Annotated in this window: 27 protein-coding genes; 14 read left to right on the forward strand and 13 right to left on the reverse strand. The window is 34.5% G+C overall.

Translation table 11 applies throughout. The features are described from left to right. Positions 1–247: 247 nt before the first annotated feature. The 8 genes from DS031_RS13475 (at position 248) to DS031_RS13510 (ending at position 9,645) form a co-directional block, all read left to right on the forward strand. Positions 248–2,416: an MMPL family transporter gene (locus DS031_RS13475; RefSeq protein ID WP_342767248.1), complete on the forward strand. Its 2,169-nt coding sequence runs from the start codon at positions 248–250 to the stop codon at positions 2,414–2,416. Between the two features lie 127 nt (positions 2,417–2,543). Then, positions 2,544–2,816, forward strand: a complete 273-nt coding sequence (locus tag DS031_RS13480) for a hypothetical protein (protein ID WP_142675775.1) — start codon at positions 2,544–2,546, stop codon at positions 2,814–2,816. Positions 2,817–2,908: 92 nt separating this feature from the next. Continuing rightward, the gene (locus DS031_RS13485; protein WP_113806596.1) at positions 2,909–3,568 is read left to right on the forward strand and encodes a DUF2085 domain-containing protein; all 660 of its coding nucleotides are present in this window, start codon (positions 2,909–2,911) and stop codon (positions 3,566–3,568) included. 73 nt (positions 3,569–3,641) lie between these two features. Continuing rightward, complete coding sequence (locus DS031_RS13490; protein WP_113806597.1) at positions 3,642–4,646, forward strand: PP2C family protein-serine/threonine phosphatase; 1,005 nt, start codon at positions 3,642–3,644, stop codon at positions 4,644–4,646. 13 nt (positions 4,647–4,659) lie between these two features. Beyond that, positions 4,660–5,907, forward strand: a complete 1,248-nt coding sequence (locus tag DS031_RS13495) for a trypsin-like peptidase domain-containing protein (protein WP_113806598.1) — start codon at positions 4,660–4,662, stop codon at positions 5,905–5,907. Continuing rightward, complete coding sequence (locus tag DS031_RS13500; RefSeq protein ID WP_113806599.1) at positions 5,904–6,659, forward strand: PP2C family protein-serine/threonine phosphatase; 756 nt, start codon at positions 5,904–5,906, stop codon at positions 6,657–6,659. Before DS031_RS13495 ends, DS031_RS13500 begins: the two co-directional genes overlap by 4 nt. Next, the gene (locus tag DS031_RS13505; protein ID WP_113806600.1) at positions 6,646–9,099 is read left to right on the forward strand and encodes a serine/threonine protein kinase; all 2,454 of its coding nucleotides are present in this window, start codon (positions 6,646–6,648) and stop codon (positions 9,097–9,099) included. The genes DS031_RS13500 and DS031_RS13505 overlap by 14 nt, the downstream gene beginning before the upstream one ends. Positions 9,100–9,102: 3 nt before the next feature. Further along, on the forward strand, positions 9,103–9,645 hold the full coding sequence (locus DS031_RS13510; protein ID WP_113806601.1) for an FHA domain-containing protein: 543 nt from the start codon (positions 9,103–9,105) through the stop codon (positions 9,643–9,645). A 43-nt stretch (positions 9,646–9,688) separates the two neighbouring features. Here DS031_RS13510 and DS031_RS23710 read toward each other — a convergent pair whose 3' ends face one another. Continuing rightward, a complete protein-coding gene (locus tag DS031_RS23710; protein WP_181833150.1) occupies positions 9,689–9,859 on the reverse strand; it encodes a hypothetical protein in 171 nt (56 codons plus the stop codon). Positions 9,860–10,128: 269 nt separating this feature from the next. On the opposite strand from DS031_RS23710, the gene DS031_RS13515 reads away from it, so the two are divergent. Further along, complete coding sequence (locus tag DS031_RS13515) at positions 10,129–10,533, forward strand: hypothetical protein (protein ID WP_113806602.1); 405 nt, start codon at positions 10,129–10,131, stop codon at positions 10,531–10,533. Positions 10,534–10,687: 154 nt separating this feature from the next. Here the strand turns inward: DS031_RS13515 and DS031_RS13520 are convergent, their stop codons facing one another. The 4 genes from DS031_RS13520 to DS031_RS13530 form a co-directional block, all read right to left on the reverse strand. Beyond that, on the reverse strand, positions 10,688–10,870 hold the full coding sequence (locus tag DS031_RS13520; RefSeq protein WP_113806603.1) for an aspartyl-phosphate phosphatase Spo0E family protein: 183 nt from the start codon (positions 10,868–10,870) through the stop codon (positions 10,688–10,690). Positions 10,871–11,112: 242 nt separating this feature from the next. Then, on the reverse strand, positions 11,113–11,646 hold the full coding sequence (locus tag DS031_RS13525; RefSeq protein ID WP_113806604.1) for a DUF2179 domain-containing protein: 534 nt from the start codon (positions 11,644–11,646) through the stop codon (positions 11,113–11,115). A gap of 161 nt (positions 11,647–11,807) precedes the next feature. Then, complete coding sequence (locus DS031_RS23715; RefSeq protein ID WP_181833151.1) at positions 11,808–11,981, reverse strand: hypothetical protein; 174 nt, start codon at positions 11,979–11,981, stop codon at positions 11,808–11,810. A 279-nt stretch (positions 11,982–12,260) separates the two neighbouring features. Further along, positions 12,261–14,426 carry a YecA family protein gene (locus DS031_RS13530; protein WP_425451969.1) on the reverse strand — a complete coding sequence of 722 codons (2,166 nt, stop codon included), beginning with the start codon at positions 14,424–14,426 and terminating at the stop codon, positions 12,261–12,263. A gap of 238 nt (positions 14,427–14,664) precedes the next feature. Here DS031_RS13530 and DS031_RS23720 point away from each other — a divergent pair, with 238 nt between their 5' ends. Further along, positions 14,665–14,829, forward strand: coding sequence for a hypothetical protein (locus DS031_RS23720; protein ID WP_181833153.1), 165 nt, complete (start codon positions 14,665–14,667; stop codon positions 14,827–14,829). Positions 14,830–15,103: 274 nt separating this feature from the next. Here DS031_RS23720 and DS031_RS13535 read toward each other — a convergent pair whose 3' ends face one another. Next, positions 15,104–15,946 (reverse strand): sporulation protein, encoded by an 843-nt coding sequence (locus tag DS031_RS13535; protein ID WP_342767249.1) that lies wholly within the window; start codon positions 15,944–15,946, stop codon positions 15,104–15,106. Between the two features lie 102 nt (positions 15,947–16,048). After that, positions 16,049–16,408 carry a YuzC family spore coat inner layer protein gene (locus tag DS031_RS13540; RefSeq protein ID WP_113806606.1) on the reverse strand — a complete coding sequence of 120 codons (360 nt, stop codon included), beginning with the start codon at positions 16,406–16,408 and terminating at the stop codon, positions 16,049–16,051. Positions 16,409–16,636: 228 nt separating this feature from the next. On the opposite strand from DS031_RS13540, the gene DS031_RS13545 reads away from it, so the two are divergent. Further along, complete coding sequence (locus tag DS031_RS13545) at positions 16,637–16,882, forward strand: HPr family phosphocarrier protein (RefSeq protein ID WP_113806607.1); 246 nt, start codon at positions 16,637–16,639, stop codon at positions 16,880–16,882. A gap of 34 nt (positions 16,883–16,916) precedes the next feature. Here DS031_RS13545 and DS031_RS13550 read toward each other — a convergent pair whose 3' ends face one another. Then, positions 16,917–18,326, reverse strand: a complete 1,410-nt coding sequence (locus DS031_RS13550; RefSeq protein WP_113806608.1) for a Na+/H+ antiporter NhaC family protein — start codon at positions 18,324–18,326, stop codon at positions 16,917–16,919. A gap of 522 nt (positions 18,327–18,848) precedes the next feature. Here DS031_RS13550 and DS031_RS13555 point away from each other — a divergent pair. Next, positions 18,849–19,205 (forward strand): helix-turn-helix transcriptional regulator, encoded by a 357-nt coding sequence (locus DS031_RS13555; RefSeq protein ID WP_181833154.1) that lies wholly within the window; start codon positions 18,849–18,851, stop codon positions 19,203–19,205. A 175-nt stretch (positions 19,206–19,380) separates the two neighbouring features. On the opposite strand, the gene DS031_RS13560 is transcribed toward DS031_RS13555, so the two are convergent. Both DS031_RS13560 and DS031_RS13565 read right to left on the reverse strand, forming a co-directional pair. Beyond that, the gene (locus DS031_RS13560) at positions 19,381–20,004 is read right to left on the reverse strand and encodes a LysE family translocator (protein WP_220182087.1); all 624 of its coding nucleotides are present in this window, start codon (positions 20,002–20,004) and stop codon (positions 19,381–19,383) included. Between the two features lie 113 nt (positions 20,005–20,117). Beyond that, complete coding sequence (locus DS031_RS13565; protein ID WP_245947412.1) at positions 20,118–20,504, reverse strand: gamma-glutamylcyclotransferase family protein; 387 nt, start codon at positions 20,502–20,504, stop codon at positions 20,118–20,120. A gap of 202 nt (positions 20,505–20,706) precedes the next feature. On the opposite strand from DS031_RS13565, the gene DS031_RS23725 reads away from it, so the two are divergent. Further along, entirely contained in the window at positions 20,707–20,874 is a 168-nt protein-coding gene (locus DS031_RS23725) for a hypothetical protein (RefSeq protein ID WP_181833155.1), read from the forward strand. 5 nt (positions 20,875–20,879) lie between these two features. Here the strand turns inward: DS031_RS23725 and DS031_RS13570 are convergent, their stop codons facing one another. Further along, positions 20,880–21,659, reverse strand: coding sequence for a sulfite exporter TauE/SafE family protein (locus DS031_RS13570; RefSeq protein WP_113806610.1), 780 nt, complete (start codon positions 21,657–21,659; stop codon positions 20,880–20,882). A 152-nt stretch (positions 21,660–21,811) separates the two neighbouring features. Next, positions 21,812–23,167, reverse strand: a complete 1,356-nt coding sequence (gene glnA, locus DS031_RS13575; protein WP_113806611.1) for a type I glutamate--ammonia ligase — start codon at positions 23,165–23,167, stop codon at positions 21,812–21,814. A 227-nt stretch (positions 23,168–23,394) separates the two neighbouring features. On the opposite strand from glnA, the gene cax reads away from it, so the two are divergent. After that, complete coding sequence (cax, locus tag DS031_RS13580) at positions 23,395–24,447, forward strand: calcium/proton exchanger (protein ID WP_113806612.1); 1,053 nt, start codon at positions 23,395–23,397, stop codon at positions 24,445–24,447. A gap of 239 nt (positions 24,448–24,686) precedes the next feature. Here the strand turns inward: cax and DS031_RS13585 are convergent, their stop codons facing one another. Beyond that, positions 24,687–25,154 (reverse strand): hypothetical protein, encoded by a 468-nt coding sequence (locus tag DS031_RS13585; RefSeq protein ID WP_113806613.1) that lies wholly within the window; start codon positions 25,152–25,154, stop codon positions 24,687–24,689. Positions 25,155–25,187: the final 33 nt, after the last annotated feature.

The raw sequence follows: 25,187 nt of genomic DNA on the forward strand, positions 1-25,187 counted from the left end.
CTAATTCCTAACTTTCCTTCTTGATACTCTTTAACCACCATTAACTTTAATTCATCACTATATTTCTTAGCCAAAATAAGCACCCCAAAAGATTAGAATTTCACTCTAACTTTTGGGGTGCACCATACTTCTGCTTGTCTCTTTTTCTTTAAATTGACACATCATTATTCTAGTATTTATAGTGTTAAAAAATGTATAATGAAGAGCGTAATGGAAGTTTCAAATTTTAATGAGGTGAGAGAGAATAGTGAAAAAGCTTGGAATATTTATGTACCGCTTTCGAAAAGCAATCCTACTCTCATGGTTAATTACAGCCATCGTTCTTGGGATATTTGCTTTTAAGCTTCCTTCTGCCCTGCATGGAAGCGGATTTGAAACAGAAGGTACTTACGCAGAAGTTGAAAAGATTTTAAAGAATGATTTTAATGTTCCCGCTCATACAATGCTTCTTGTTTTTGAAAAGAAAACCTCGGAAACAAGCGATGAACAGCTAAAAACATCCATGAATAACACACTAGAAAGATTAACAGAACTTGAAGGTTTTTCAATGATTTCATCATCCTTTGAGACAGGCGAAGGCATTAAACAAAACGCCGCATATGCCGCTATTTCTTTTGACGAAAATGGCCAAAAATCCGCTCAAAACATTGAAAAAGTTCGCAATAAATTAGCTAATGATGAATTTATTAACATTAGTCTAACAGGAGGACCGGTTATTGAAGAAGATATGAACATGGCCAGTCAACATGACTTAAAGCGCGCTGAACTGATTGGTCTTCCAATTGCTCTCATTGTGCTGCTGTTTGCCTTTGGTGGACTTGTCGCCGCGGTTATTCCTCTTTTTATTGGAATCATAAGTGTTGTAAGCACGATGGGACTTCTTTATTTTATAAGTTCCTCTTTAAATCTTTCTATTTTCGTATTAAATGTGGTTCCAATGGTAGGCCTTGCATTAGGAATCGATTTTGCTTTACTTTTTATTAATCGTTTTCGTGAAGAACTTGAAACAAAGACGACTCAAAATGCCGTTGTTATTACTGTTCAAACGGCTGGCAGGTCGATTATCTTTTCAGGATTATGCGTCTTTTTAGGTTTAGCAGGTATGCTTTTAATTGATATTGATATTTTCAAAACGGTTGCCATTGGCGGCATGTTTGTTGTGGTATTATCAGTGGTTACGGCCATTACATTCTTACCAGCGTTACTTGGAATAATCGGTAAAACAATTAATCAGCTAATGATTTTAAAACAAAATACTTCAAAAGTAAGTCCATGGCACCGCTTTGCTAAGTTTGTTATGAAAAGACCTGTTCTTATGGCTCTTTCAGCCTTTGTTCTTCTAATGATTGGTATACTTCCTGTTAAAGATATGAACGTCACAATTCCAGAAGCAGACGCACTTCCAAAAAGTTATGAATCAAGAACAGCGTTTGATACGTATAAAAAAGCATTCATGGAAAAAAATACAACAAAAGTACCAATCATTGTAAATACAAATGCAAACTTTTTAGAAAAAGATACATTACAACATCTTGAAAAATTAACAGAAGAACTTAGTGCTGACCCACTTGTTTCAAAGGTTGATTCAGTATTTTCACTTTCAAATTTAAATGCAGATTCCTTTTGGGAACTTTATCACAATGAATCATCTAAACAGCAGTTTCTTCCGCTAATTGAAGCATTAACTACCGATAAAAAAATGCTTTTAACTGTTTATTTAGATGCGGATCATATGTCAAATCGCACACAAAATTGGGTGAAAGACTGGAATGGAAATTATAATAATTTTACGCTTCAAGTAGGCGGCCAAGCAAAATTTAATCAAGAAATTTTTGATGAAGTTTATCAAAAAATTGGCTATGTCCTTCTTCTTGTTCTAAGTTCAACATATGTGATTTTGCTGCTTGCTTTTCGTTCTGTTCTTATTCCATTAAAAGCAATTTTAATGAATATCATGAGTTTATCAGCAACATTTGGGATTGTCGTTTGGCTGTTTCAAGGAGGACACTTTGGTATTGAACCAACAAGCATCGCCCTAATGATTCCGATCTTTACATTCGGAATTGTATTTGGATTATCAATGGACTATGAAGTTTTTCTTATTTCTAGAATTCATGAAGTGTATCAACAAACAAAAGACAATGACAAGGCAACGTTAGAAGGACTTACCTCAACAAGTAAAATTATTTCTTCTGCTGCTGCCATTATGATCGTTATTACTGGCGCATTCGCATTTACAGGAGTTGTTCCTGTTAAACAAATGGGCATTGCAATTGCGCTGTCTATTTTTATTGATGCGACGATTGTTCGGATGGTCTTAGTGCCTTCTCTTATGAAACTTCTTGGAGATTGGAACTGGTGGGCTCCTTCCTTTCTGCGTTTTAAAGATGAAAAGAAAATTTTTCAACATGGATAAAAGTATATTAAAAGCGCTCGGCTTAAATATTCGTCGAGTGCTTTTTTATTCCTCCTTTCCTTCTCCACTTTAAAACTTTCTTCAGCCGCCCTTAAATTATAAAACCCATTCATAGAAATCCTTTCTTATGAATAAAAATATTTCAATGATTTCTTCCATTGTCTTTTTAACAGGGGAGGTGTATAAATTGTCAGGGGGAATAAAGGCACTGCTGTACATTTTATCTTTTTTTATTCCAATCGTCGGTATTATTGTTGGAATCATATGGTTAAATGATGAAAATGAAGAAAAGAAACAAACAGGGAAAATATGTTTAATTATCGGAATTGTTTCCATAGTCTTAAGCTGTATTTGTTGGTTTGCCGCATCGCTTTTACCTGCCCTATTTAGCAGCTATTAATAGAAAATTTTGAATGAGGTTGACTTATTAGGTAGGGTCTTCTCCTTTTCTTATTAGTCAATCTCATTTTAAAAATCTAAAAGGAGAGCAATATGTATATAAGCGCGTTATTTTCTTTTTTTGGTCGAGCTATTTGTCATCAACTTCCGGAGCGAACCTTTCTTATAAACAACAGCTATCTCCCCCTTTGTGCTCGTGACACTGGAATTTTAATCGGTTTATTCAGTACACTTTTATATCTATGCCTTTTTAAGAAATATAAAGCAAATCAAATACCAACCATAAAAAACAGCTTTATTCTTTTACTTCTCACAGTCCCTATTGCCTTAGATGGACTTACTTCATATATGAACTTACGTGAAAGCAGCAATCTTCTCCGTCTTACAACTGGAATTCCTTTTGGCGTCATGCTTCCCTTCTTTCTTATCCCTATGCTTAATTTTAATAATCAATCTCTAAAAGAGCGGCGCATTTTATATAAAAAAAGAGAAGCTTTCATCCCCTTCACTTTGGCATTTTGCTTAGGAAGTCTGACCTATTTTCATTTAATGTCTTATATTCTAATTTCCAGTTTACTTATCTTGACACTAGTTTTTTGGGGGACTCTTTTAACTTTCCTACTGTTAAAACCAATTAAATCTTTCCAAATGAAATGTTCATCTGCAGTTATGTTATGTTTCTTCATACTCGTGTTATTATCTCAATTAAACGAAATGCTAAGAAGTTTTTATCTTCCATATTTACAGGGCTAATTTCCTCTTCTAAGGCATAAATTGAGAAAGAATAATTTTAACGCCAAACCACTAATAAGAAAGAAGGAGACTGATGAAGTTCAAAACAATAAGTTTATTTACAGTTTTTCTCTATACTTCTTCTGCATTCTCTTGTGCAGCAAGTGAATTAACTCCTATCCATCTGTCTACACTCGAACGGTTTCAATCATTTATTCAAAAAACCCCTCTTTCTTTCTACGTGATTTTAGCTCTTGCTGTTGTGCTTCTATTTAGTTTAATGAGGTGGAGAAGAATACGTACCAGCTCTAGTAATCAACATGACAAAAAAGCCGCTGCTTTCATTACGCCCGGAAACGCTCAACATATTGGAGCACGAACTGAACAACAAGATGCCTTTGCATTTTCAGACCTAACTGATTATGAAACAATTAAGAAATTTGGTGTTTTAAGTATAGTAGCAGATGGAATGGGGGGGCTGAGCGGCGGACGTGAGGCAAGTCAAACAGCAGTGCAAACCTTCCTTTATACGTACTTAAATTCTACTTTTGAAACCATTGAAGAGCGGTTAGATGATGCATTATATACTGCTAATAAAGCGGTATATGAACTCTCCCTCCAAAAAGAACTTCAAGGTCAAATGGGTACTACACTCATTGCCGCAGTGATAAAAGATCAATATCTTTACTGGCGCTCTGCTGGTGACAGCCGAATTTATCTTTATCGCCAACAAAACCTTACACAGCTAACAAAAGATCATATTTATGGAACGAAATTAGACCAAAAAGCAGCAGATGGGGAAATAACAACTGAGGAAGCTGCCAATCACCCTGAACGAAATTATTTAACAAGCTTTCTAGGCTTAGAGACCATTCCTGAAATTGATCGGCAGCATACCCCTCTTATCCTTCTACCTGAAGACCGTGTTATGTTATGCAGTGACGGGTTATATGGAAGACTGACTGAATTAGAGATGATTAATCATCTTCATTTCAACCCTCAAGAAGCTGCAGATAAACTGCTTCAATCTGTTCTTAGAAAGCAGCACCCTAAGCAGGATAATGTCACAGCAGCAATTTTAGGTTATCAAACATCATAGGAGGAATTAGGCTGTGAAAATACAAGTTTATCAAAAATCATTATGGCGTGTTACGTTGTTGATTGTTCTCGGGCTGTTAGCGATGTTTCTCTTCAAACCGCATTCTGCACAAACAAAAGAAATTGATGAACTTGTTCATAGTGTAGTACGAATTCTTTGTTTTACCAATGATGGAACAGGACAATATTATACTGGTTCTGGTTTTGCCATTGGTACAAATGAGCCTGTCCAATATATTGTAACAAACTACCATGTTGTAGAACCAAACATGAACGGTGTGACGATTTTACTTTCAAAAGAAGATCAAATACCTGCTGAAGTCGTAGCATTTGACCGTGTTAAAGATATTACTGTTTTAAAGCTAAGCGAAGATTTATACAAACGGCCTCCTGTTGCTCTTGCACCAAGCGAAACAGTAAAGCCGAGTGAAGAAGTATATGCATTGGGCTTTCCTGGTGCTGCAGATTTAATTGACGACACCCCTTCAGGAGAAGCTGGTGATGTTACCATTACAAGGGGAATTGTAAGTAAAATTTCCGAAGAAGGCGGTCGGAAGATTTTTCAAATCGATGCAAATATTAGCGGTGGAAATTCCGGCGGTCCGCTTGTTAACAAAGATGGTTATGTTATTGGCATTAATACGTTTGGTGTTCAAGGCGTCTCGGGAATTAACGGGGCCGTTCAAATCAATGAACTCATTCCCCTTCTCGATTCTCGAGGTATCCCTTATCAACTAGCCTCTAATCTCGAAATCCCTCATACCGAGCCTAATAATAATGAAAGTCATTCTTTTGGGTGGCTGTGGATTCTCCTTTTAGTTGGCGGGAGCCTTTTATTCTTAATTCTTATTGTTGTATTACTATTATTTATTATGAAAGGCAATAAAAAACAAAAAAACGCTAATCCACTTCCTTCTCAGGCTCCTCCAGCAGTAAAAAAGCCTATTCTTGTAGGGATTTCAGGATATTTTGCTGGCATGACAATTAGAATAGAAAACACAACAATGATTGGGCGTGATCCAAATACATGTCAGCTTGTTTATCCACTCTCTCAAGATGATATTAGCCGAACACATTGTACGGTTAGGTTTGAAGCATCCAGTGAAACATTCTTTGTAGAAGATCATTCTTATAACGGAACTTTTCTTCGTTCAGGAGAGCGTTTTTCAACAGATAGAGGGTATCAACTTAAATCCGGAGACCGCTTTTATTTAGTAACTCCTGAACAAATGTTTGAAGTAAGATTGGAAAAACAACAATGAAGATGATAACAGCTTTATTATCAAATCAAGGTGGTCGAAAAAACAATGAAGATTTTGCTGATTATTGCTTAACCGAAACAGGAGGCTGTTGGGTTGTTGCCGACGGCCTTGGCGGTCATAAGGGAGGAGAAACAGCTTCTAAAACAGCTGCTCATACAATACTTAGTACGTTCAAAAAAAATCCCTCCCTTTCAAACGAAAGTCTCCCTAATTGTATAAACGAAGCACACCATAATCTGCTGAAGCTTCAACAAAACCAGCATTCCCCTTTTTCATTTCGAACAACCATTACTATTTTAACGATTGAAAACGAAAAAGCCCGATGGGGACATATCGGGGATTCAAGGCTTTATCATTTTAAAAACAGCATCATTCAGTCACAAACAAAAGATCACAGTCTTTGTCAAACCCTTGTCAATATCGGTGAAATTAACCAAGAGGAGATTCGCTTTCACGAAGATCGCAGCCGCCTCCTACAGGCACTTGGCATGGAAAAACAGTTAAAGCCATCTATTATAACTGACTCAGTTTCCCTTCATAATGATGACGCTTTTCTTCTTTGCACAGATGGATTTTGGGAGTATGTGACTGAAAAAGAAATGGAACATACGTTATTAAAAGCAAAAACTCCCCAACAATGGCTTACCTTCATGCAGGACATTCTTTTACCACGGGTTTCAAAAAAGCATGACAACTATACTGCTATTGCAATTTTTATAGCGGAAAGAGGTGAGGAGCATGTCGGAATTTGACCACTTATGTATGGGATGTATGATCGACAAAGGCATGGAAAAAGTTTGTCCTGTTTGTGGATGGGAACAAGGCACAATGCAAGAGTCGCCTCAACACCTGCCTCCTGGAACTATTTTACATGATAAATATATCCTTGGAAGAGTCCTTGGGCACGGTGGATTTGGCATTACCTATTTAGCTTGGGATGTTCATTTAGAAATGAAGCTTGCTATAAAAGAATATATGCCGCGCAATTTCGCAACACGAGGGAGCGATCAAGCAACTGTATCCATTTATACTTGGGAACTTGAAACGCACTTTGATCACGGTTTAAATAAATTTTTGGATGAAGCAAAGATTTTAGCACAATTTAGTAATCATCCCGGCATTGTAGGGGTACGAGATTTTTTTAAAGAAAATGGAACAGCTTATCTTGTCATGTATTATTTAGAAGGAATTGATTTTAAACAATATTTAGAACAACAGGGAGGAACAATTTCATTTGAAACTGCCCTAAAAATTATGATGCCTGTTATGGATGCATTAAGAGAAGTTCATACATACGGAACTCTCCATCGTGATATTAGTCCTGATAATATTTATATTACAAAAGAAGGGCAAATAAAAATTCTTGATTTCGGTGCAGCACGTCACGCTATGAATGACTTCAACACTAGTATTTCAGTTATTTTAAAACCAGGTTATGCTCCTGAAGAACAATATCGAAGCAAAGGTAAACAAGGGCCTTGGACAGATATTTACGCTGTTGCCGCAACAATATACCGTGCGATTGTTGGAAAAACACCACCTGAGTCTCTCGATCGTTTAGAGGAGGATATAATTGAACCACCTTCTGTATTTGATGTTTCTATCCCACTAGAAGCAGAGAACGCTTTAATGAAAGCTCTTTCTGTCAAAGCTGCTAATCGCTTTCAGAGTATCGCTGAGTTTCAACAAGCATTCTCATTATCAACTAAGGAACAACTCGCCCATGCTGAATCTATTCGCCCTCCTTCTACACCATTAGAAAAAAAAGAACCAACTGCTAAAAAACGATTTCCAGTCTGGCTTATTGGGGTTCTTTCAATTGGTACTCTCGGTGTTATTACAGCAGGAATTTTGGGAGTGATTCTGCTTATCGGTATTTTTAACGAAGACATTGACCCTGTAACAGAAGAATCTATAAACGGCACGACCGCTGTTCTTACACAAACAAGCAATGAGAGCTCTTCTAAAAAATTAACAGTTCCAAATGTTTTAGATAAAACAGAAGATGATGCAAAAACTTTTATTACAAATGCTGGATTTAAAATTGGCAGTATTCATTATGAAGAGAATTCTTTTATTGATAAAGGTTTAATAATTAATCAATCAATGGAACCTGAAACAATTGCAAATAAAAACGATACAGTTGATCTAACAATAAGTAAAGGAATTGAACTGCCTGTTGATCTTGCAATAATTCAAACAGAACAATTGGCTATCATTAACAAATATTGGGATCAAGGGGCTGCCCTTTATGAGCAAAATAACAAAGAAGGTTCCCTTAAAGCTTATATTCAAGCACGGGATATGGCAGCAGAACTCGTGAAATATAATGGTGACTTTGATGCCCAATTTGCTGAAGGGGTTCTTGCCCGAACTGTCGGAATTTTAAAAGAGGAGCTCGGTTATTATTCTTATGCCCTTCAAGATAATATAAAAAGTGTTGCTATTTTAAATGATTTAGCGGAAAAAGATCCTGTATTTAACAGCAACCAAACAGAACTAGCTATTTCTTATGGCAATCTTTCTTGGACATATTTGCTAAACAACTACCCGAAAGAAGCAATTGATACAGCAGAAAAAGGACTTTCCATTGATTCTAATCAAAAATGGATGTATGCCAATCTTGCTCATGGTTATCTTCTTAATAACCAATTTGAGAAAGCAAAACAGCTGTATTTAGAATACAAAGACGAGTTATTTGATAACGGAAAACCATTTAAGGAATTTTTTCTAGAAGATTTTACAGCATTAGAAAACGCCGGTGTTACGCACCCTCATTTTAATGAAATTAAACAACTGTTAAATGAAAATACTTCCAATCCTACTAATACCACTACTTCTAATGAAGATGAAATAATGATTACAATTTATGCGAACGCGATTTCTTTTGAGCGTGAAGATCTTCCCGGTTATATGAGTACAATTGCTGAACCAGATGGCATTAATAAAGAAACCGAACAATTTCTGCAAGAATTTTTTGCAGCCTACAACAATATTAAACTTGAAATTGAAACAATTCAAAACATTGCAATTAACGGCGAGAGTGCAACTGTGGAAGTTCTCCAACACCTTCACTATGATGATGGCTCACAAACCTATCAATCAACTAATACACTCATTCATACATTAAAAATGACAGAGGATTCACTGTTTCCATGGAAAATTTACGATACGAAAGTGAAAGGAGAATAAATTATGGAGCGCTGTTCTAAAGGGCACTATTATGAAGTTTCAAAACATAGCTCTTGCCCCCATTGCGGCATTAATATTGACTTGAATTTCGAGCGGACAATGACAAAACAGCAAGTAGACTTCCCAAAAACACAAGCTAAAGTGCCTAGTCCACCTTCCCAAAATGATTCAAACAAAACGATTGGTATTGTTCGCAAAAATCTCGGTATAGATCCTGTCGTTGGATGGCTAATCTGTATTGAGGGTGCCCAAAAAGGGCGTGATTTTCGTATTCATAGTGAAAGAAACTTTATTGGACGTTCTGATAAAATGGATATTGCCATTACAGGCGATGAGTCAATCTCTAGAGAAAACCATGCAATTGTGAGCTACAGCCCTAAAAAGCAAAACTTCCGTATTTATCCAGGTGATAGTCGAGGGTTAGTTTATTTAAATGATGAAGAAGTAATTAATCCAGAAGAATTGCAGCCCTATGATGTCATTGAATTAGGGCAAACGAAATTAATATTTATTCCATTTTGCGGTAAAAAATTTCAATGGAAATAGTAAAAAAAAACGCCTTTGAAAAGGTGTTTTTTTACTATTTTTATTAGTCATCATCATTTGAAAACTCAGGATAATCCTCATTTTTATCATCATCCTGCCAATCATCATCAAGGCGATCATGATGAGAACCGCTGCTCTTTTTTCCTTTTGAAGCCGATTGAACAACACCAATTAATACAACAATAACAAGCACAGCTAAAATTAGCCATTCCATTCCATCCCAACTCCCCCTCTTTGTCCATCTAAACTAGTTTATGAAAAAGAAGGTTCTATTAGAACGCATTAGGTATTACTAGAAAATGATTGTTCTCCCTTTTCTAGTAATCTTTTAAAAAACAAATCCTATATATGTAATTTCTTTTATATTTTAACACTTATATTACATTTATTTAACATTCTAAAAGAATGTTTTGAAATTATAAAATGCTTTTGTTACTATATTTTAGTGGCTAAAATTAAGACAAAAGAACTAGGGTGAAAACGATGAAAAAAGTCTTTTTAATGAAAATTAGCATTCCGTTACTACTTTTAGTTGGAGTTTTAATTACCTATCATTCGCTAATAGATAGTACATATGCAGGAATGAGTATTATTCCTGAAAAAAATGATAGTATTCCTTTATATTCGGAATTAAAACCAGAAGAATCAAAATACATCGCTAAAGGAGAAAAGTGGAAAGAAATTTATCATTATTATCTTACTGAACTCCCAAAATACGGATGGAAAAAGGAATATTCACAAGCTGAAGACGGTTGGGAAGGATTTATGTCTCGTTGGACAAAAGAAGATTTTGAAGGTACGCTTTCAATTGATGGATTTTATGATCCGTTTACTAAAAAAACAGAAGTGATTTTTGATCATTCTAAGCCTGAAACTTCTTTTAAATAGATATAAAAAAAGAAACAGTTTTAAAATAATAATGATTAATCCATTAAATAATTATTATAAAAGTTAAAATTGTAAAATTAGAAAAGGAACTAGTATGATCATAATTTCTTTATAAACATGTATATTATTTCCGAATACATGCTCAGCAGAGTAATTACGAATTTACCAGTTCCTTCTCTTTACATTGGACAAACCGCAAAGAATTTAACTTCTCATCCAACAGCTGGCTAATGCGCACAATACGATGATCTGTAAAATTACCATATTGACTGTACGCTTCGTACATTTCTTTCCTTAACGCTTCAATTTCTTCTATTAAATCAATATTTTGCCCCAAATTTCAAATTCCTCCTGAGGTTTCATTACATTTTTATACATATATGGACATTTTAACATATTCCCAAAAAACATCCTAGTAAAAAGTTAAAATATTTAGGTTTAGTAACTCAACAGTAAAAACATGATAGAAAAGTAGACTGTTTTATTCTCACAAAATTCACATAGAAATTCAAGGTTAAATAAGTAATTTCCAATAAAAAATAAAATTCTCTGCTAATTAGCAGAGAATTTTATTTTTTATTAGTAAGTTTGCTGTTTTTTCATTCGTTTTTTCATCACTTTTAATAAAAAACCGCCTTTAAATTTCCGCGGTTCATAGGAAATAATAAATGCGCGTGGTTCATGATCGTCAATTAATTTTAATAAGACCTCTTCACGACTTCGCTTTGCTAAAATTTTCAAATGATAACGAATACTGTCTCTTCCTTCTCCGTTAAACACAGTGACCCCAAATCCTTCATTTCGCAAACATTCAATAAGCTCATAATTTTTATTGGGAATGTTAACAGAAACTGTAATATAGCCAATAGCAAGCTTTTGTTCAATATACCCACCAACATATATTCCAGCTGCAAAACCAAGTGCATAAATAATCATTCCAAGAAGAGTTGGATTATTTAAAACAATGCCAAGTCCAAATACATACACAAGCATTTCAAGAAACCCAAGTAATGACGCTAAAGTCATAATATTTTTTACGACAAATACAATCCGTAATGTATTTAAAGCAATATATACAACTTGCAGCACAAAAATAAGCAATAAGTTCAGCATATAATCTTCCTTATCTTATAATAAAAATGAATTACCCCCATTGTGCCATATGACTAGTCCAAAAAACAATACTCTTTATTGAAAATTATTTTATTATATTTCGCTATATATGATAAAAGAGAAGCAGTTCATTAGAACCTTAATGAACTGCTTCTCTTTTCCTATTCTACTCCACTTTCAGACAATGCATGATCCCAATCCGGAAAATAGTAAAGCGCACTTCGCATTAATTCTGGATAGGCTTTTTTTACTTTCTTTTTGTTTAAAGGCTCACCGCTCTTATGAAGTTGACTAATTTGGGAAATAACCTCGTTTGAACTCATATTTACTTCCATTTTATTCACTCCTTTTTTAACGATAACATTATTCTTACCTAACTGGTAAAATTTACACCCTAAAAATTGTTACAAATTACTAACAAATGAAAGAAGTTGAGACAAATCCCCTCTCCTTATTGTATTTGATATATCATCCATCTTATTGAATGACCGATTGCTTCTTTAGAAAACAAAGAAACCATACATTTTGAGCCAATGTATGGTTTAATAAATGCTTTATATGAGAATACCATCTTTTCCGTCTAAGAAAACTGTAGAGATTTTTTATTTTTCGTATTACATATACTTCCGTGCACCACTAAGATATACACGCTTTAGATCACTAATTTTCCAGCGATAGCTGTGATCTTCTTCAATACTTCCAATTACAACCATTTCCTCATGAACAAGTTCTAAAATTTCAGCTGGAATCGTTACTTCAAACATGTCAGCTTTATCATTCATTATTGTCTCGATTTTTATAATGGAACCATTTTTTTGCTTCACCTTAAATAGTCCTTCAACTTTACCTTCAAAAGAAGAAAGCTCCGGCTTTACTTTAAACCCTTTTTTTGCTGACTTGGCACGAGATCTCCGTGCAGAAAATGGTACATAGTAATCAAAAAACTGAATGGTGTTATAAAGATGTTGTTCATTCTGAGCTAATACGGTTTTGAAAATAGACACCTGCTCTGTTTTATATCTTTCATCAAGCCATTTTACAAAAGCTTTTACTGTTGAAAGTACTGCTTTTGCCTGATTTAGACTCACTTGATCATTGTTATTTAAATAGCTATATTGAAGCAAGTAATTCCAAAAATCAGCTGAGCATTCACTCCATGAAGAGCACTCAGTAGGATAATCTAACAAACTTTTTACTAAAGCATTTAAACCTGTACAATATTTTTTTACTGTTGATTGAGCCTTACCATCTGTTTTTTCTTTAAAAAACTCGACAATATCTTGGGCATAAAAATCTTCTGCCTCTTCAATACTAAATCCTAGTTCCTTAAAAATAGTACCAACTTCTGCTGAAATGTCGTTTTTATTTTTTGGCGCTTCACTTACCTTTTCAAATAAAGTAAACGTTGTGTTACGGACTTTGCTATTTGTAACAAATGGTGATAGCGGTAAGCCTAATTCTTTACGCATCCAGTTAACATCTTCTGTTTGCTCAACCTTACCAAATTGTGCTTTCACTTGAACATATTTATTATATTCATGCTGCTTCAACCAAGCATCCAGTATTTCCACCTCGCCGGCGGCTGCCATTTCTCTTGGTGTTTTTCCATTTAGAAAGTTGAGAGGTTCATTAAGATCTTCCGTTAACATCCGACTTTGAGCAAATAATGCAAAAGATCTTGGGGTTTGCTCATTTGCTTTCATTGAAAAAGATAATGCTTTGGCCTGTTTTGGAATTTGGTGCTTCTTTATTTCTTTATTTAATAATGAAACGTTCTTAAATTGATTTATCCACCCTTCAAACTCTTCACTGCTGCTTGCAGAAAGCGAATCAAAATAAAGTCTTTCATCTTTAATATGAAGCTGTGCAAAAGCCTCCGCAATATAAACAGGAAAAGCCGTTTCACTATCTTCATAACAATACCAGTCACCAATCCATGTTAATACTCCATTATTTTGATGCCAATTCTCCATAATAATATCATTTCGATTAAATAATTCAGTAAGGAATTCCTCTTTATTAGAAAGTTCATATGAAAAAATAAATTGTTCAATGCTCACTGTTTCATTTTCTTTCTTAAGATCATGCTGTAACAGCTGCAATAAAATTTCAGGATAACTGCTTATTATCACTTCTTTATAGGATTCATTTCTTTCATTCATTAAGCGATTTATTTCTACTTTTGCATTTCTGATTCGTTCAGGCTCATAAAATCTACATACTTCATGAATATAATGAACACCATTAAAGCTTTGAATAAATCCTATAGTACCTTGCCATGGAGCAAAAGCTTCCATTTTTTTTGTTTGTGAAACTTTAAATGTTTCTTTTGTAAAGCAATCTTGAAACATGACACCATTTTCATCTATTGCTGCCGTTTCAAGAAGTCTTGGTGAGTTTTCCATCCAATTTTTTAATACTTGATCTTCATCATTAGCAAGGTATCTTTGATTTTCTTCATAAAACCATTCCACACCACGCTTGCCATTCTCAAATGTAATGAAATAAACAAGCCACATATCAAAATATGTATTTAATAAGTTTGTAAGCATTTTAACTTGAAAACGGTCTTGAAAATCTTTTTTTATTTTCTTCATTGTCTCTGAAGAAATCTGATTGGATACAAACTCTTTAATTTGCTTTGTAAATTGCTGTTTTAAGTCTTCAAAACGTTCTTCCCTTAACTGCTGAAGCTGTACCACTTCTGCTCTTTTCATACAACATTTTTTATATTTCTTGCCGCTCCTGCAAAAACAAGGATCATTTCGTCTTACTCCCATACTATCCACTTCCATTCCACCTATTTAATTTCTGCACAATAATTTAGTTTACTATAATTAAGCACTTATTTTAAGTAAAAAATCTTTTTTTGCTTTCTCATTAAATTTAGTACTATTTTAAAAATTATCGCTTATACATATTTCTACAAAGGGAAATCCACAAAATAAACGAATATTTTTCAAAAAATAGTTTTCAGAATATTCTAACTTATGTTATATTGAACGTGGAGGCGATAGCATGAAAGAAAAACAACCAAAACTCGTATTAATAACATGTCACACATGTGATAAAAACCTTGTCTGGACACTTCCTAATGCTGATGTTTTTTGCCCTAAATGCCAAACTTGGATAAGCCAGCAAATTTCAGACAATCATTCTGTAAATACACATATATGTATTTAATACAAAACAATTAATGATCTTCTAAAAAAATAGTTTGTAAGCGTTAACAAAATGATGTACAATAGTTTTAAACAGCATCCCCTAAACTGTTTTATCCCCATCATATTACATAGTATGACGGGAGAGCTATGCATCAGGGTATGGATTCAGGTATTGGACGATTGCTAAGCCCCACCCACTTTAGAAGCGTCCATCTGAAATCCTACCTCCCTAATTCGAAGTTCCTTCCACAAAAAGAACCTCCCCTCTCTTAAAAGAGAGGGGAGGTTCTTTTTTAACTAAAGCGTCTAATAACTTCTTCTAACTGCTCTGTTAAAACTGGGAGTTCATTTTCTGTGAATGTAAAACGTACCCTTGCCTCATCCATATCAAGCATTTCTGAAAACAGACCTCCTAATCCTTTTGCTCGACGATCTACTTCCATGAAAAGTTCACAGCTTTCTTCTGATAGAAAAAAAACAATTTCAAGTTCATCCAATTTATTTTGAAACGGACCGCTTATGGGAATAAACTCAAATTCTTGGACAAATGGCAAACGCTTTTGCATACGGTAGGGAACTGCTTCATTATTGACCTTGCGCAGTTTAAAGCCTAAGTCTGTTAATGCAGAAAAAACCTCCTCTGCTAATGGATGGGCCTTTATTTGTAAATAATCACGATCTGACGGGTCAATGGCATTTTTTATATCTAAACCCGTTTGCACCCACACTTTTGAATAACCGCCAGTAATTGGAGTGTCCATAGGAATGTCAAATTCAAAATCGATCTCTTCCGTTTTATTAGGGAAAATTGTAAATCTTTCACTAATTAAATACTGAGCGATTACTACTTCTTCAGTCACTTTTCGGTCATCATGTTCTTTTTCATAAGTTGTCATAAGCGTTAAATAAATATTATCGATATCTTGCTGCACACTTCCTCCTGAAATCACAACACGACCACTCATTTTTCCACCTGCTTGAATTTCTTCCTGCACTAATTGCGTATCAACCTTTGCAGCACCAATTCCAACACTTGATAGCATTTTTTTCATAAAGGACATATTATACTCTCTCCCTTTCATTGCTTCATCATCAGCTTCTTTTACATTTACGATGATAGATGATAAAGGTTTCAAAAAAATTCATTCCAAGAGATAATTCTTTCTTTATTATTACCTGTTTTTCCTGTAATGGTATAAAAAGAGCGTGAACAACTTTTGCCGGGTCTTAAACTTTTCTTAACGCCAACGAATTGCCATGATTAATTTACAACAAGTTACATGTTCTATCTTTGAATATATTTCTAAATGAAGACCATCTGGATTATAAGAAACTTTCAAATTTGAAGTGATGCCTATTGATGTAATCAGTCGTTCTACTTCTTTTATATTAGAATGTTGAGCTGCATACATTAATTTATTATTAAAATCTGTAGAGCTCGATAATTTATCAATCAAAAGGTTTGCCTCTTGTAATAAATTCTTATAAGACTTTGCTGACTGCATTAAGGCCATTGAATCAATTTGAGGGTACTGACGAATTGAAGGATTAGATATCGGTTGGTGTGGTGTAGGATTCGGAACCATGTTATGCATCATTTTACTCCCCCTTTTGAATTAACTACATTAAAATATATGCGGTTGAAACTTCTTTAGGGATAAAAAATACTAATAAATACTTTGATCGTTTTTTTCAATATGCCTACTTCCACATAAAATTCGCGGATAAAAATCATTAAAATATGCTAACAGTTAAAACGTCCTATTGCTTTATGAAAATATTTACTTTTATACTAGTAAGAAATACATATAAAAGGATGTGAAAACATGAAAGTAAAAGTATTAAAACCTGTTTTTGCCGAATCCGCAAGTTTAGTTGTCAATAAAGCAAATCAATTTGAAGAAACTATTTTGTTCAAAAAAGAACATTGGGTAGTTGACGCTAAAAGCTTACTTGGCATTTTAGCACTTTCTTTACAACCTGATCAAACCGTTGAAATACTTGTAAAAGACACAGATAACAAAGAAGTATATGCTGAATTACTAAATACAGGTCTTTTTAAAACTCTCTAATAAAAATGCCCTTCAGTGCTGAAGGGCATTTTTATTAGAGGATAAACGGTACTATCATATATAAAACTGTTGTAATCCCTGCTGCAATAAGGGCAGGAACTAATTTGAATTTAGCATATGGAATAACCTTTAACTTTAAAATTCCTGCTACTGTATTCGTATCATCGCTAAGTGGGGAAGCAAATGAACCAAATGTTCCGCTTGCAAATACGGCTCCAATAACAAGTGGAAGCTCTACTCCTGACACTTGCGCAAGTGAAATTCCTAAAGGCATTAAAATCCCCCATGTTCCCCATGCAGAGCCAATAAAATATGAAATTACTGCTCCAAGCAGAAATAGTACAGGCGGTACAAACATCTGTGGAATCCAATCTACATTTTCAGTTACAAAATTTGAAAAACCAAGATCTTCTGTCGCTAATGCTAATCCCCATACAATGGTTAGAAGAAGAATAACAGACATCAAACTATTTCCGCCCTCGATAAAATAAAGAATGGTTTTTCTTAGTGAAAACCTTTGTACAAGCATAAGGATAAGAGAAATAAAAAATGTAATCATTAACGCAAGGACCATTGCCGTTAAGACATCCGCTTCAACAAATGCTTTAAATCCTCTATACCCCTGCTTAAAACCGTCCCAATACGTTAAAAAGAGCGTTAATCCAATGACAAGAACAAGAGGAATAACTAAGTTCCATGGTTTTGAAGGAAGATCTTTCGCTACAGCTGGATGACAATCATGCCAATCATCATCCTCAATTTCATTTTTCCCTCCATTTGCATCTGTCGCTGGCTTTTTGGCATGATGAAAAAAGCTTAAATAAAAACCAAGTATAATAATAGTAAAAGCAAAAAAATTATACGGGATACTTTGTATGTATAAATCATAGCCGTCCCCTTTAATTCCTTGATTTTTTAATGCAATATCCACAATTGAAGCCATATAGCCGACAAATGCGGTAGCAATGGGAATTAACACAACAATGGGAGTGGCTGTTGTTTCAATAACAAACCCAAGCTCTTGTGTCGTCATCTTTATCCGTTTTAACAACGCTCTCATTATTGGAGCAATCGTTACAAAGCGAAATGTGGGTGCACTAAATGTACCAACTGTTGATAACCAAGTTAAAAAAAGAGCCCCTTTTTTTGACTGCACACGCTCTGAGACTGTTTCTACAAATCCTTTAATTCCACCTGACATTTTTATCATACCAATTAAGCCGGAAAAGAGATAAAGAAAGATAATAATTTTAATATTATTTTCATTGCCTATTCCCTCAACTGCGTACATTAACATTTGCTGTATGCCACCTAATAATTCAGGCTTTACAAGATATGAAGCTGCTGCTAAGCCAATTGTTAATCCAGGCAGTACTTGTTTGGTAATTCCTGCAACAATAATGACTGCAAGAAATGGCAAAATTGACAACCAACCCATTTCCATCTTTTGGACTCCTTTATGTAGCGTTTATTTATAGATTGCTAATAAAGAAGGAGAACTATACAAAAAAGTGAGAAGCAGTAAGCCTTCTCACTTTTATTACTTTCCTTTTATTTGTCGTTTAATTACTTCATTCCGCTCTCCACCATCTGACAGCTCTTCTGCAAAGGATAAATCACTAGAAAGTTCTTTTGTATACTGAAGATCTTCTTTTTTAATATAGTTACTTAATTATTCTAGTTATTACACATTACGATGTTTACATAATCTTAACAAAATTATCCTTTTATTTTTCTTTAATATGGTATATGATGACATTAAGAAACAAAAGATGTATTTTTAAAACAATAATCTGGCTATTTTTCACCTTATGATACTTCTTAAGATACCCTTCTAGAATACTCCACCACCGTTTATTAGCCTTCAGAACTCAATATTTGTAAATATTTGCAGAAAACTGTTCCCTTTTCATACTCTATAATGGTAAAATTTATTAAAAATGACGTATTATGGAGTGATAAAACAATGAAAATGGGAGATCGATTAAGGGAAGAACGTTTGAAAAGAGGATGGTCTCAAGTTTATGTAGCAAAGCAGCTTGGTTTAAAAAGAAGCAGTACATATGCTAATTGGGAATATAGTTTGCGTGATCCGTCTAAGGAGGTGATGGCTAAACTCGCATCATTATTTGAAGTAACAATTGACTATTTAGTAACAGGAAATATGCCTTCGCAACGGTTAGTTCAACAATACACAACTGTGCAGCAAGACAACAAATTAATTATTAATACAGACGGTTTAAATGAAGCAGACATTGAATTCCTAAAAGAGCAAGTGGAATTGTTGCGCAGACGCGCAAACTCCTTCCAACAATCAACTTGAGCATCTCTCCAGCTTCAAAGATCAGGTTGATAAAATTTCAATACTTTTTATTAGATAATAATAATCCCCATTGATAGTTTGATATTTCACATACTCTTCAGACCATACTCCCCATCCACATAAAGAAAGCAAAGGATGAGGAATTCATCCTTTGCTGTTTTTGATATTAGCACATTTATTTTTCCATAAATGCTAAACGAATTCCTATTACTGCAAAAATAATTGCTTTAAAGTAATTTATATATTTCCCTATTTTATGGTTACTAAAAAACCTTTGACTAAAACTTACAGAAAAAAGTGCTGTTCCTGTAAAGATAATGAATGCCTGCGCCATAAAGATGATACCTAAAATAATCATTTGGAAGGGTATTTTTCCTAGTTCAGCCGATACAAACTGTGGTAAAAAAGCTAAAAAGAAAAGAGAAACTTTCGGATTTAAAATGTTCATAAAAATTCCACGCTTATACAAACTGATAAACTGCTGATTTTTTGCTTCCTTCATTGAAAAAGATGTATCCCCTTCTTTAAATGCCTGCCACACAAGATATAACAAGTAAACAGCCCCAGCATATTTAACTAATTGAAACGCAGCAGTAGATTGATTAAGAATAACTGAAATACCGAGAGCCGCAGCTGTCGTATGTACGATAAGCCCTGTACATAACCCAAGAGCAACAGCAATTCCAGCACGTTTTCCTTGAGAAATGCTTTGAACAATCACAAAAAGAATATCAGGTCCTGGAGCAAGTGTTAACAACATTGAAATCGAAACAAAAGAAATTAAATTTTCAAAATCCACAGCATCACCTCCTGTTAAACCTTCTAAAAGTATTTATTTTCTATTATACTTCCATTTCCATTATCTATTAAGCTTGTTACCCTTGAATATTTCTAGAAAATCTGTTACATCGCTTATTTATTCCATATACCGTTTTCTATTAAAGCCTTTAACATATGCTTCTTCTTTTCTGAAATTACATAAACATAAGCTTCGTATTTTTTTGAGTTTGTATAAATCGTTTGAGTAATTCGTTCATATAAATTTTCTTTTCCAACTCCAAAGTAATCTTCTAAACTATCTAACTTATACAATTGTTCCTCATTCACTTTATATAATTCTCCATAAACAATCTCTCTAGGTAACTCTTCAACAGCTGGATATCCACATCCTGTATCGTATAGCTTCCCATTTGTCCAACAATGCTCCTCTACACATGCTGCATCCTTTAAAAAATAGTGATTAGATTGTTTCTTCTTCAATGAGCCATATACAAACACAAGACTGCTTTCTCTGTTCACTTTTCTTCTCCCTTCTCATGCGTAAACAAAATTCACAACATAAACGTAATCTATAGCTTTTTAATTCATAACCAAAATCCCCCTGTCAAACCAGCATTATTCACCCGATAAATTTTTAAGCTTTTTTCTTTTCAAATAAATAAAAATACGCTATAATTCACAGTATATTAATAGGAATTAACGGGATTAAGGAGTGAATTGTATGAAATTTCTAAAGAAGTTCCTTACAGAGCAATGCCCCACATGTAAAAAAACGCTTGTTACACCTAAAGTGAGTTCTTTTTGTGGTGGAATTGTAAAAAGCTGTCCAGATGGCCACTATAAAAAAGAATATCATCCGGCTCTTGAAACATATATTGAAACCGAGTAAATTGCTTAGAAAAGAAGATCAAACCAAATCTTAACAGCAACACCCGCTATTAACCCCGCTAAAATTACTTGTAACAGTTTAGCGTTTATTTTTTTGCCTATTGTTGCTCCTATTGGTGCAGAGAGCAGGCTTGCAATCATTAAAATGAGTGCCGGTAAAAGCAAAATTTGCCCGGTTGCCGCTTTCCCAATTATCGAGCCAATAGAAGACATAAAAGTAATGGCAAGCGATGTTGCAACTGTCATTTTAGTTGGAATTTTTAATATGGTAAGCATAATAGGTACTAATAGAAATGCACCGCCCGCACCAACAATTCCAGCACTTACACCGACTAAAAGGGCAAGAAATGCTGCCAGCCATTTATTGTACGATACCTGTGCAAATTCCACATTATCAAGTCCTTTTTTTGGAACAAACATCAGTACTGAGGCAATAATTGCTAAGGCCCCATATACAATATTAATAGATTCAGCTGTCATTAATTTTGAAGCAGTGCTGCCAATAAAGCTTCCTGCTAATATACTTGTTCCCATATAAACAATTAATGTCTTATTTAAATACCCCCCCTTACGATACACCATTACACCGCTTATCGTAGCAAAAAAAACTTGAACAGCTGTTATTCCTGTTACTTCATGAGCTGTTAAAGAAAATATGCCAATAAATGGAGGAATATATAAAAGCATTGGATAATTAATAATTGAACCACCAATTCCCGCCATCCCTGAAATAAATGAGCCAATAAAACCAATAACAAAAATGGTAATCATAAAACCAATATCCATGAATTTTCCCCCTTATACAAAAGCAAGGGTACTTTATATGAGGTCTATTATGCAAGAGTTTATTTTCGAAAAAGTTAATAAATAAGAAAAAAGTGCTGTGTAAGTTTGAAGCTTACACAGCACTTTTTATTGTATGTTAGTAACTTTATGAATTAGAATTTTGTTTGATATTGCTCTAGTTCCCAACCATGAACAGTTGTACGGAAGCTATCCCACTCTTTACGCTTTAAACCAAGGTACTCACTATATACATGCTCACCAAGTGTTTCACGAGCAATATGACCTGCTTCAAACTCGTTTAATGCAGCTTCTAAGCTTGGTGGTAAATTATCAATACCACGTGATTTACGCTCAGCTTCGTCCATGCTGAAGATATCGTCCACTACCTCTGCTGGTGGAGTTAAACTGCGTGTAACACCATCAAGACCAGCTGAAGCAACTACAGCAAATGCAAGATATGGATTTGCAGATGGATCTGGACAACGAATTTCCACACGAGTTCCAGCACCGCGAGTTGCAGGAATACGAACTAATGCAGAACGGTTAGATGCTGACCATGCAATATAACAAGGTGCTTCATAACCAGGTACTAAACGCTTATAAGAGTTTACAAGCGGATTTGTAACTGCAGCAAAGTTACTTACATTTTCTAATAAACCAGCAATAAATTGATAAGCTGTTTCAGAAAGTTGTCTTTCATCTTTTTCATCAAAGAATGAATTCTTTTGCTCTTCATTGTTAAATAAAGAAACATTTACGTGCATTCCGCTTCCGTTTGCGCCAGCAATTGGTTTTGGCATAAATGAAGCATGAAGACCAAATTGTTTTGCAACAGTTTTAACAACCCATTTGTAAGTTGTTGAAAGGTCTGCAGCACCTAGAGCATCAGAATATTTAAAGTTAATTTCATGCTGACCTTCTGCTACTTCGTGGTGTGACGCTTCAATTGTAAAGCCCATTGCTTTTAATGCACGGTAGATTGCAAGACGTACTTTTTCACCATAATCATGTGGAGATGGCTCAAAATATCCCGCAAAGTCTTGTGTTTGTTGTGTTGGACGACCTGTTTCGTCTGTTTCAAAAAGGAAGAACTCAAGCTCTGGTCCTACGTTGATAGAGTAACCAGCTTCTGCTGCTTTTTCAACTGTCTTTTTTAAAACGTTACGTGGATCTCCTTCAAAATCAGTTCCGTCCGGATTTGTTACACTACATAAAAAACGCGCTTCAGAATAACCTTCTTCAACAGACCAAGGAAGAACTGCGAACGTATTTAAATCAGGTTTTAAGTATAAGTCAGATTTGTTAATCGGTGAAAAACCAGTAATTGAAGAACCGTCAAACATTACTTGACCACTAACCGCTTGATCAAGCTGTTCAGCTGTAATTGTCACATGCTTTAAAGTCCCTTCAATATCTACGAATTGCATATGCAATAATTCAACATTTTTTTCTTGAATTGTATTTTTAATTTGTTCTAATACGTTTTGATTTACAGAAACCGTCGACATGTAATAAACACTTCCCCTTCATGTAATCTTTCTTAACATCATCTTGTTGTTTCTCATTATAAGATAAAGTTAGAGTTTTCGCAATACTTTTTTAGCTAAATTATCAAAGAATTTTTTAGAAAAAGAGGGATATTGTACAAAATTCCCGAAACTTTATTCGTTAAATCCTATTATAATACGGGAATACTAAGAAAACAGCATTTAAAGTGAAGAAAGGATGAACACGTATGAATAAAATTTTTTCTCTGCTTGTTTTCACAGGAGTACCTTTGTCCATTTTAGGCAGTTTACTGCACTGGTCACAAATTCTCATGTTTATAATCTACTGTATCACAATTATTGCGCTTGCTTCTTATATGGGACGCGCAACCGAAAGTTTAGCAATTATATCCGGACCAAGCATCGGCGGTCTTCTAAACGCTACTTTCGGAAACGCAGTCGAATTAATTATTTCTATCTTTGCTTTAAAAGAGGGATTGATTGAAGTTGTGCTCGCTTCTTTAACCGGTTCTGTGTTAGGAAACCTGCTTCTTGTCGCAGGACTATCTTTCTTTATAGGGGGATTAAAATTTAAACGACAAGCATTTAATGTTTATGATGCAAGACATAACTCAGGTTTATTAATGTTTGCCATTATTGTTGCTTTTGTCATTCCAGAAGTTTTTTCTACTGAAATGACGAACTCAAAATCACTTGCATTAAGCATTGGAATTTCAGCTATTCTTATTCTTCTTTATTTAGCAGCACTCTTTTTTAAACTTGTCACACATCGCGGTGTTTATAAACATCAAAATGATGACCCAACGCATGAAGAAGAACCGGAGTGGTCAAAGCGAAAAGCAATGCTTATTTTAGCGCTCGCTACCGCTGCAGTTGCTTATGTATCCGAAAACTTAGTTCATACATTTGAAATAGTAGGTGAAACATTTGGCTGGAGCGAATTATTTATCGGAGTTATTATTGTAGCGATTGTAGGAAATGCCGCAGAACATGCTTCCGCAATTATTATGGCGTATAAAAACCGAATGAATATTGCAGTTGAAATTGCCGTTGGCTCAACATTACAAATTGCTATGTTTGTAGCACCACTGCTTGTGCTCATTTCATTATTCTTTCCGATTAAAATGCCGCTTGTTTTTACATTGCCAGAACTCATTTCAATGGCATCTGCCGTTCTATTGACCGTCATTATTTCAAATGACGGAGAAACAAACTGGTTTGAAGGAGCGACACTTTTAGCAGCTTATTTAATTATGGGAATCGGTTTTTACTTTTTATAAGACAATCACAAACAGAAAGGCAGAAGGAAAATTCCCTCTGTCTTTTATATTAGAAGAAAAAGGTGCTGTATCCTAACAGACTCCCCCGCAACTCCTTCTATTATATAAGAAATTAATTAAATACTTTCAAGGTTACTCATACAATCCTCTCTCTTTAATAAACCTGTTTCAAAAAACGTTTTTATACATTTTAAAAAATAAAAGTCAACCGCTCTTCTACGATTGACCTTTCCTTCTATTTAATCCAATAAAAACAACGGTGTACAAACCTCTATATTCATTTTATATTGTCTCAATTTCCCAATTTGTTTTTTGACACTGGATCCATGAAACACAGTTAAAATAATCTTTTTATGACTCGCAATTTTTCGTGCTCTTCGATATAGTTTTTCTTTTCGATCATCCTTCTCTTTTAACATAACAACGGCTCTACCTTTTTTCTCTGTAAAATATTCTGCGGCCATCTGTTTTAATTCATGATCTTTAATAACATATAATCCGATCATTAAGAGGGCATCTTCTAATAAGTGTTCAGGGGTTGAAACCCACGTAACTCTTTTGCAGTCATTTTCTACTTCATTTGTTGTTTGCACTAATGACCAAACAGAAAGACCATCTTCAGATAAATAAAGATAATGACTTGGGTTGATCCCCCCTTCTTCAGGGTTTCCTTGTCCAACTAAAATTTGCGAGGTAAGCGCGCCCATTCAAATCCCCCCTATTTTTTCTAACTGTTATAG

This window comes from Bacillus taeanensis (genome assembly GCF_003318295.1).
Lineage (GTDB): Bacteria > Bacillota > Bacilli > Bacillales > UBA6769 > Maribacillus > Maribacillus taeanensis.

Coding starts and splice junctions, on each gene's coding strand:
- DS031_RS13480 (WP_142675775.1), top strand. CDS start 2,544: ATGAATAAAAATATTTCAATGATTTCTTCCATTGTCTTTTTAACAGGG.
- DS031_RS13485 (WP_113806596.1), top strand. CDS start 2,909: ATGTATATAAGCGCGTTATTTTCTTTTTTTGGTCGAGCTATTTGTCAT.
- DS031_RS13490 (WP_113806597.1), top strand. CDS start 3,642: ATGAAGTTCAAAACAATAAGTTTATTTACAGTTTTTCTCTATACTTCT.
- DS031_RS13500 (WP_113806599.1), top strand. CDS start 5,904: ATGAAGATGATAACAGCTTTATTATCAAATCAAGGTGGTCGAAAAAAC.
- DS031_RS13505 (WP_113806600.1), top strand. CDS start 6,646: ATGTCGGAATTTGACCACTTATGTATGGGATGTATGATCGACAAAGGC.
- DS031_RS13510 (WP_113806601.1), top strand. CDS start 9,103: ATGGAGCGCTGTTCTAAAGGGCACTATTATGAAGTTTCAAAACATAGC.
- DS031_RS23710 (WP_181833150.1), bottom strand. CDS start 9,859: ATGGAATGGCTAATTTTAGCTGTGCTTGTTATTGTTGTATTAATTGGT.
- DS031_RS13515 (WP_113806602.1), top strand. CDS start 10,129: ATGAAAAAAGTCTTTTTAATGAAAATTAGCATTCCGTTACTACTTTTA.
- DS031_RS13525 (WP_113806604.1), bottom strand. CDS start 11,646: ATGCTGAACTTATTGCTTATTTTTGTGCTGCAAGTTGTATATATTGCT.
- DS031_RS23715 (WP_181833151.1), bottom strand. CDS start 11,981: ATGGAAGTAAATATGAGTTCAAACGAGGTTATTTCCCAAATTAGTCAA.
- DS031_RS13530 (WP_425451969.1), bottom strand. CDS start 14,426: ATGGGAGTAAGACGAAATGATCCTTGTTTTTGCAGGAGCGGCAAGAAA.
- DS031_RS23720 (WP_181833153.1), top strand. CDS start 14,665: ATGAAAGAAAAACAACCAAAACTCGTATTAATAACATGTCACACATGT.
- DS031_RS13540 (WP_113806606.1), bottom strand. CDS start 16,408: ATGATGCATAACATGGTTCCGAATCCTACACCACACCAACCGATATCT.
- DS031_RS13545 (WP_113806607.1), top strand. CDS start 16,637: ATGAAAGTAAAAGTATTAAAACCTGTTTTTGCCGAATCCGCAAGTTTA.
- DS031_RS13550 (WP_113806608.1), bottom strand. CDS start 18,326: ATGGAAATGGGTTGGTTGTCAATTTTGCCATTTCTTGCAGTCATTATT.
- DS031_RS13555 (WP_181833154.1), top strand. CDS start 18,849: ATGAAAATGGGAGATCGATTAAGGGAAGAACGTTTGAAAAGAGGATGG.
- DS031_RS23725 (WP_181833155.1), top strand. CDS start 20,707: ATGAAATTTCTAAAGAAGTTCCTTACAGAGCAATGCCCCACATGTAAA.
- DS031_RS13570 (WP_113806610.1), bottom strand. CDS start 21,659: ATGGATATTGGTTTTATGATTACCATTTTTGTTATTGGTTTTATTGGC.
- glnA (WP_113806611.1), bottom strand. CDS start 23,167: ATGTCGACGGTTTCTGTAAATCAAAACGTATTAGAACAAATTAAAAAT.
- cax (WP_113806612.1), top strand. CDS start 23,395: ATGAATAAAATTTTTTCTCTGCTTGTTTTCACAGGAGTACCTTTGTCC.
- DS031_RS13585 (WP_113806613.1), bottom strand. CDS start 25,154: ATGGGCGCGCTTACCTCGCAAATTTTAGTTGGACAAGGAAACCCTGAA.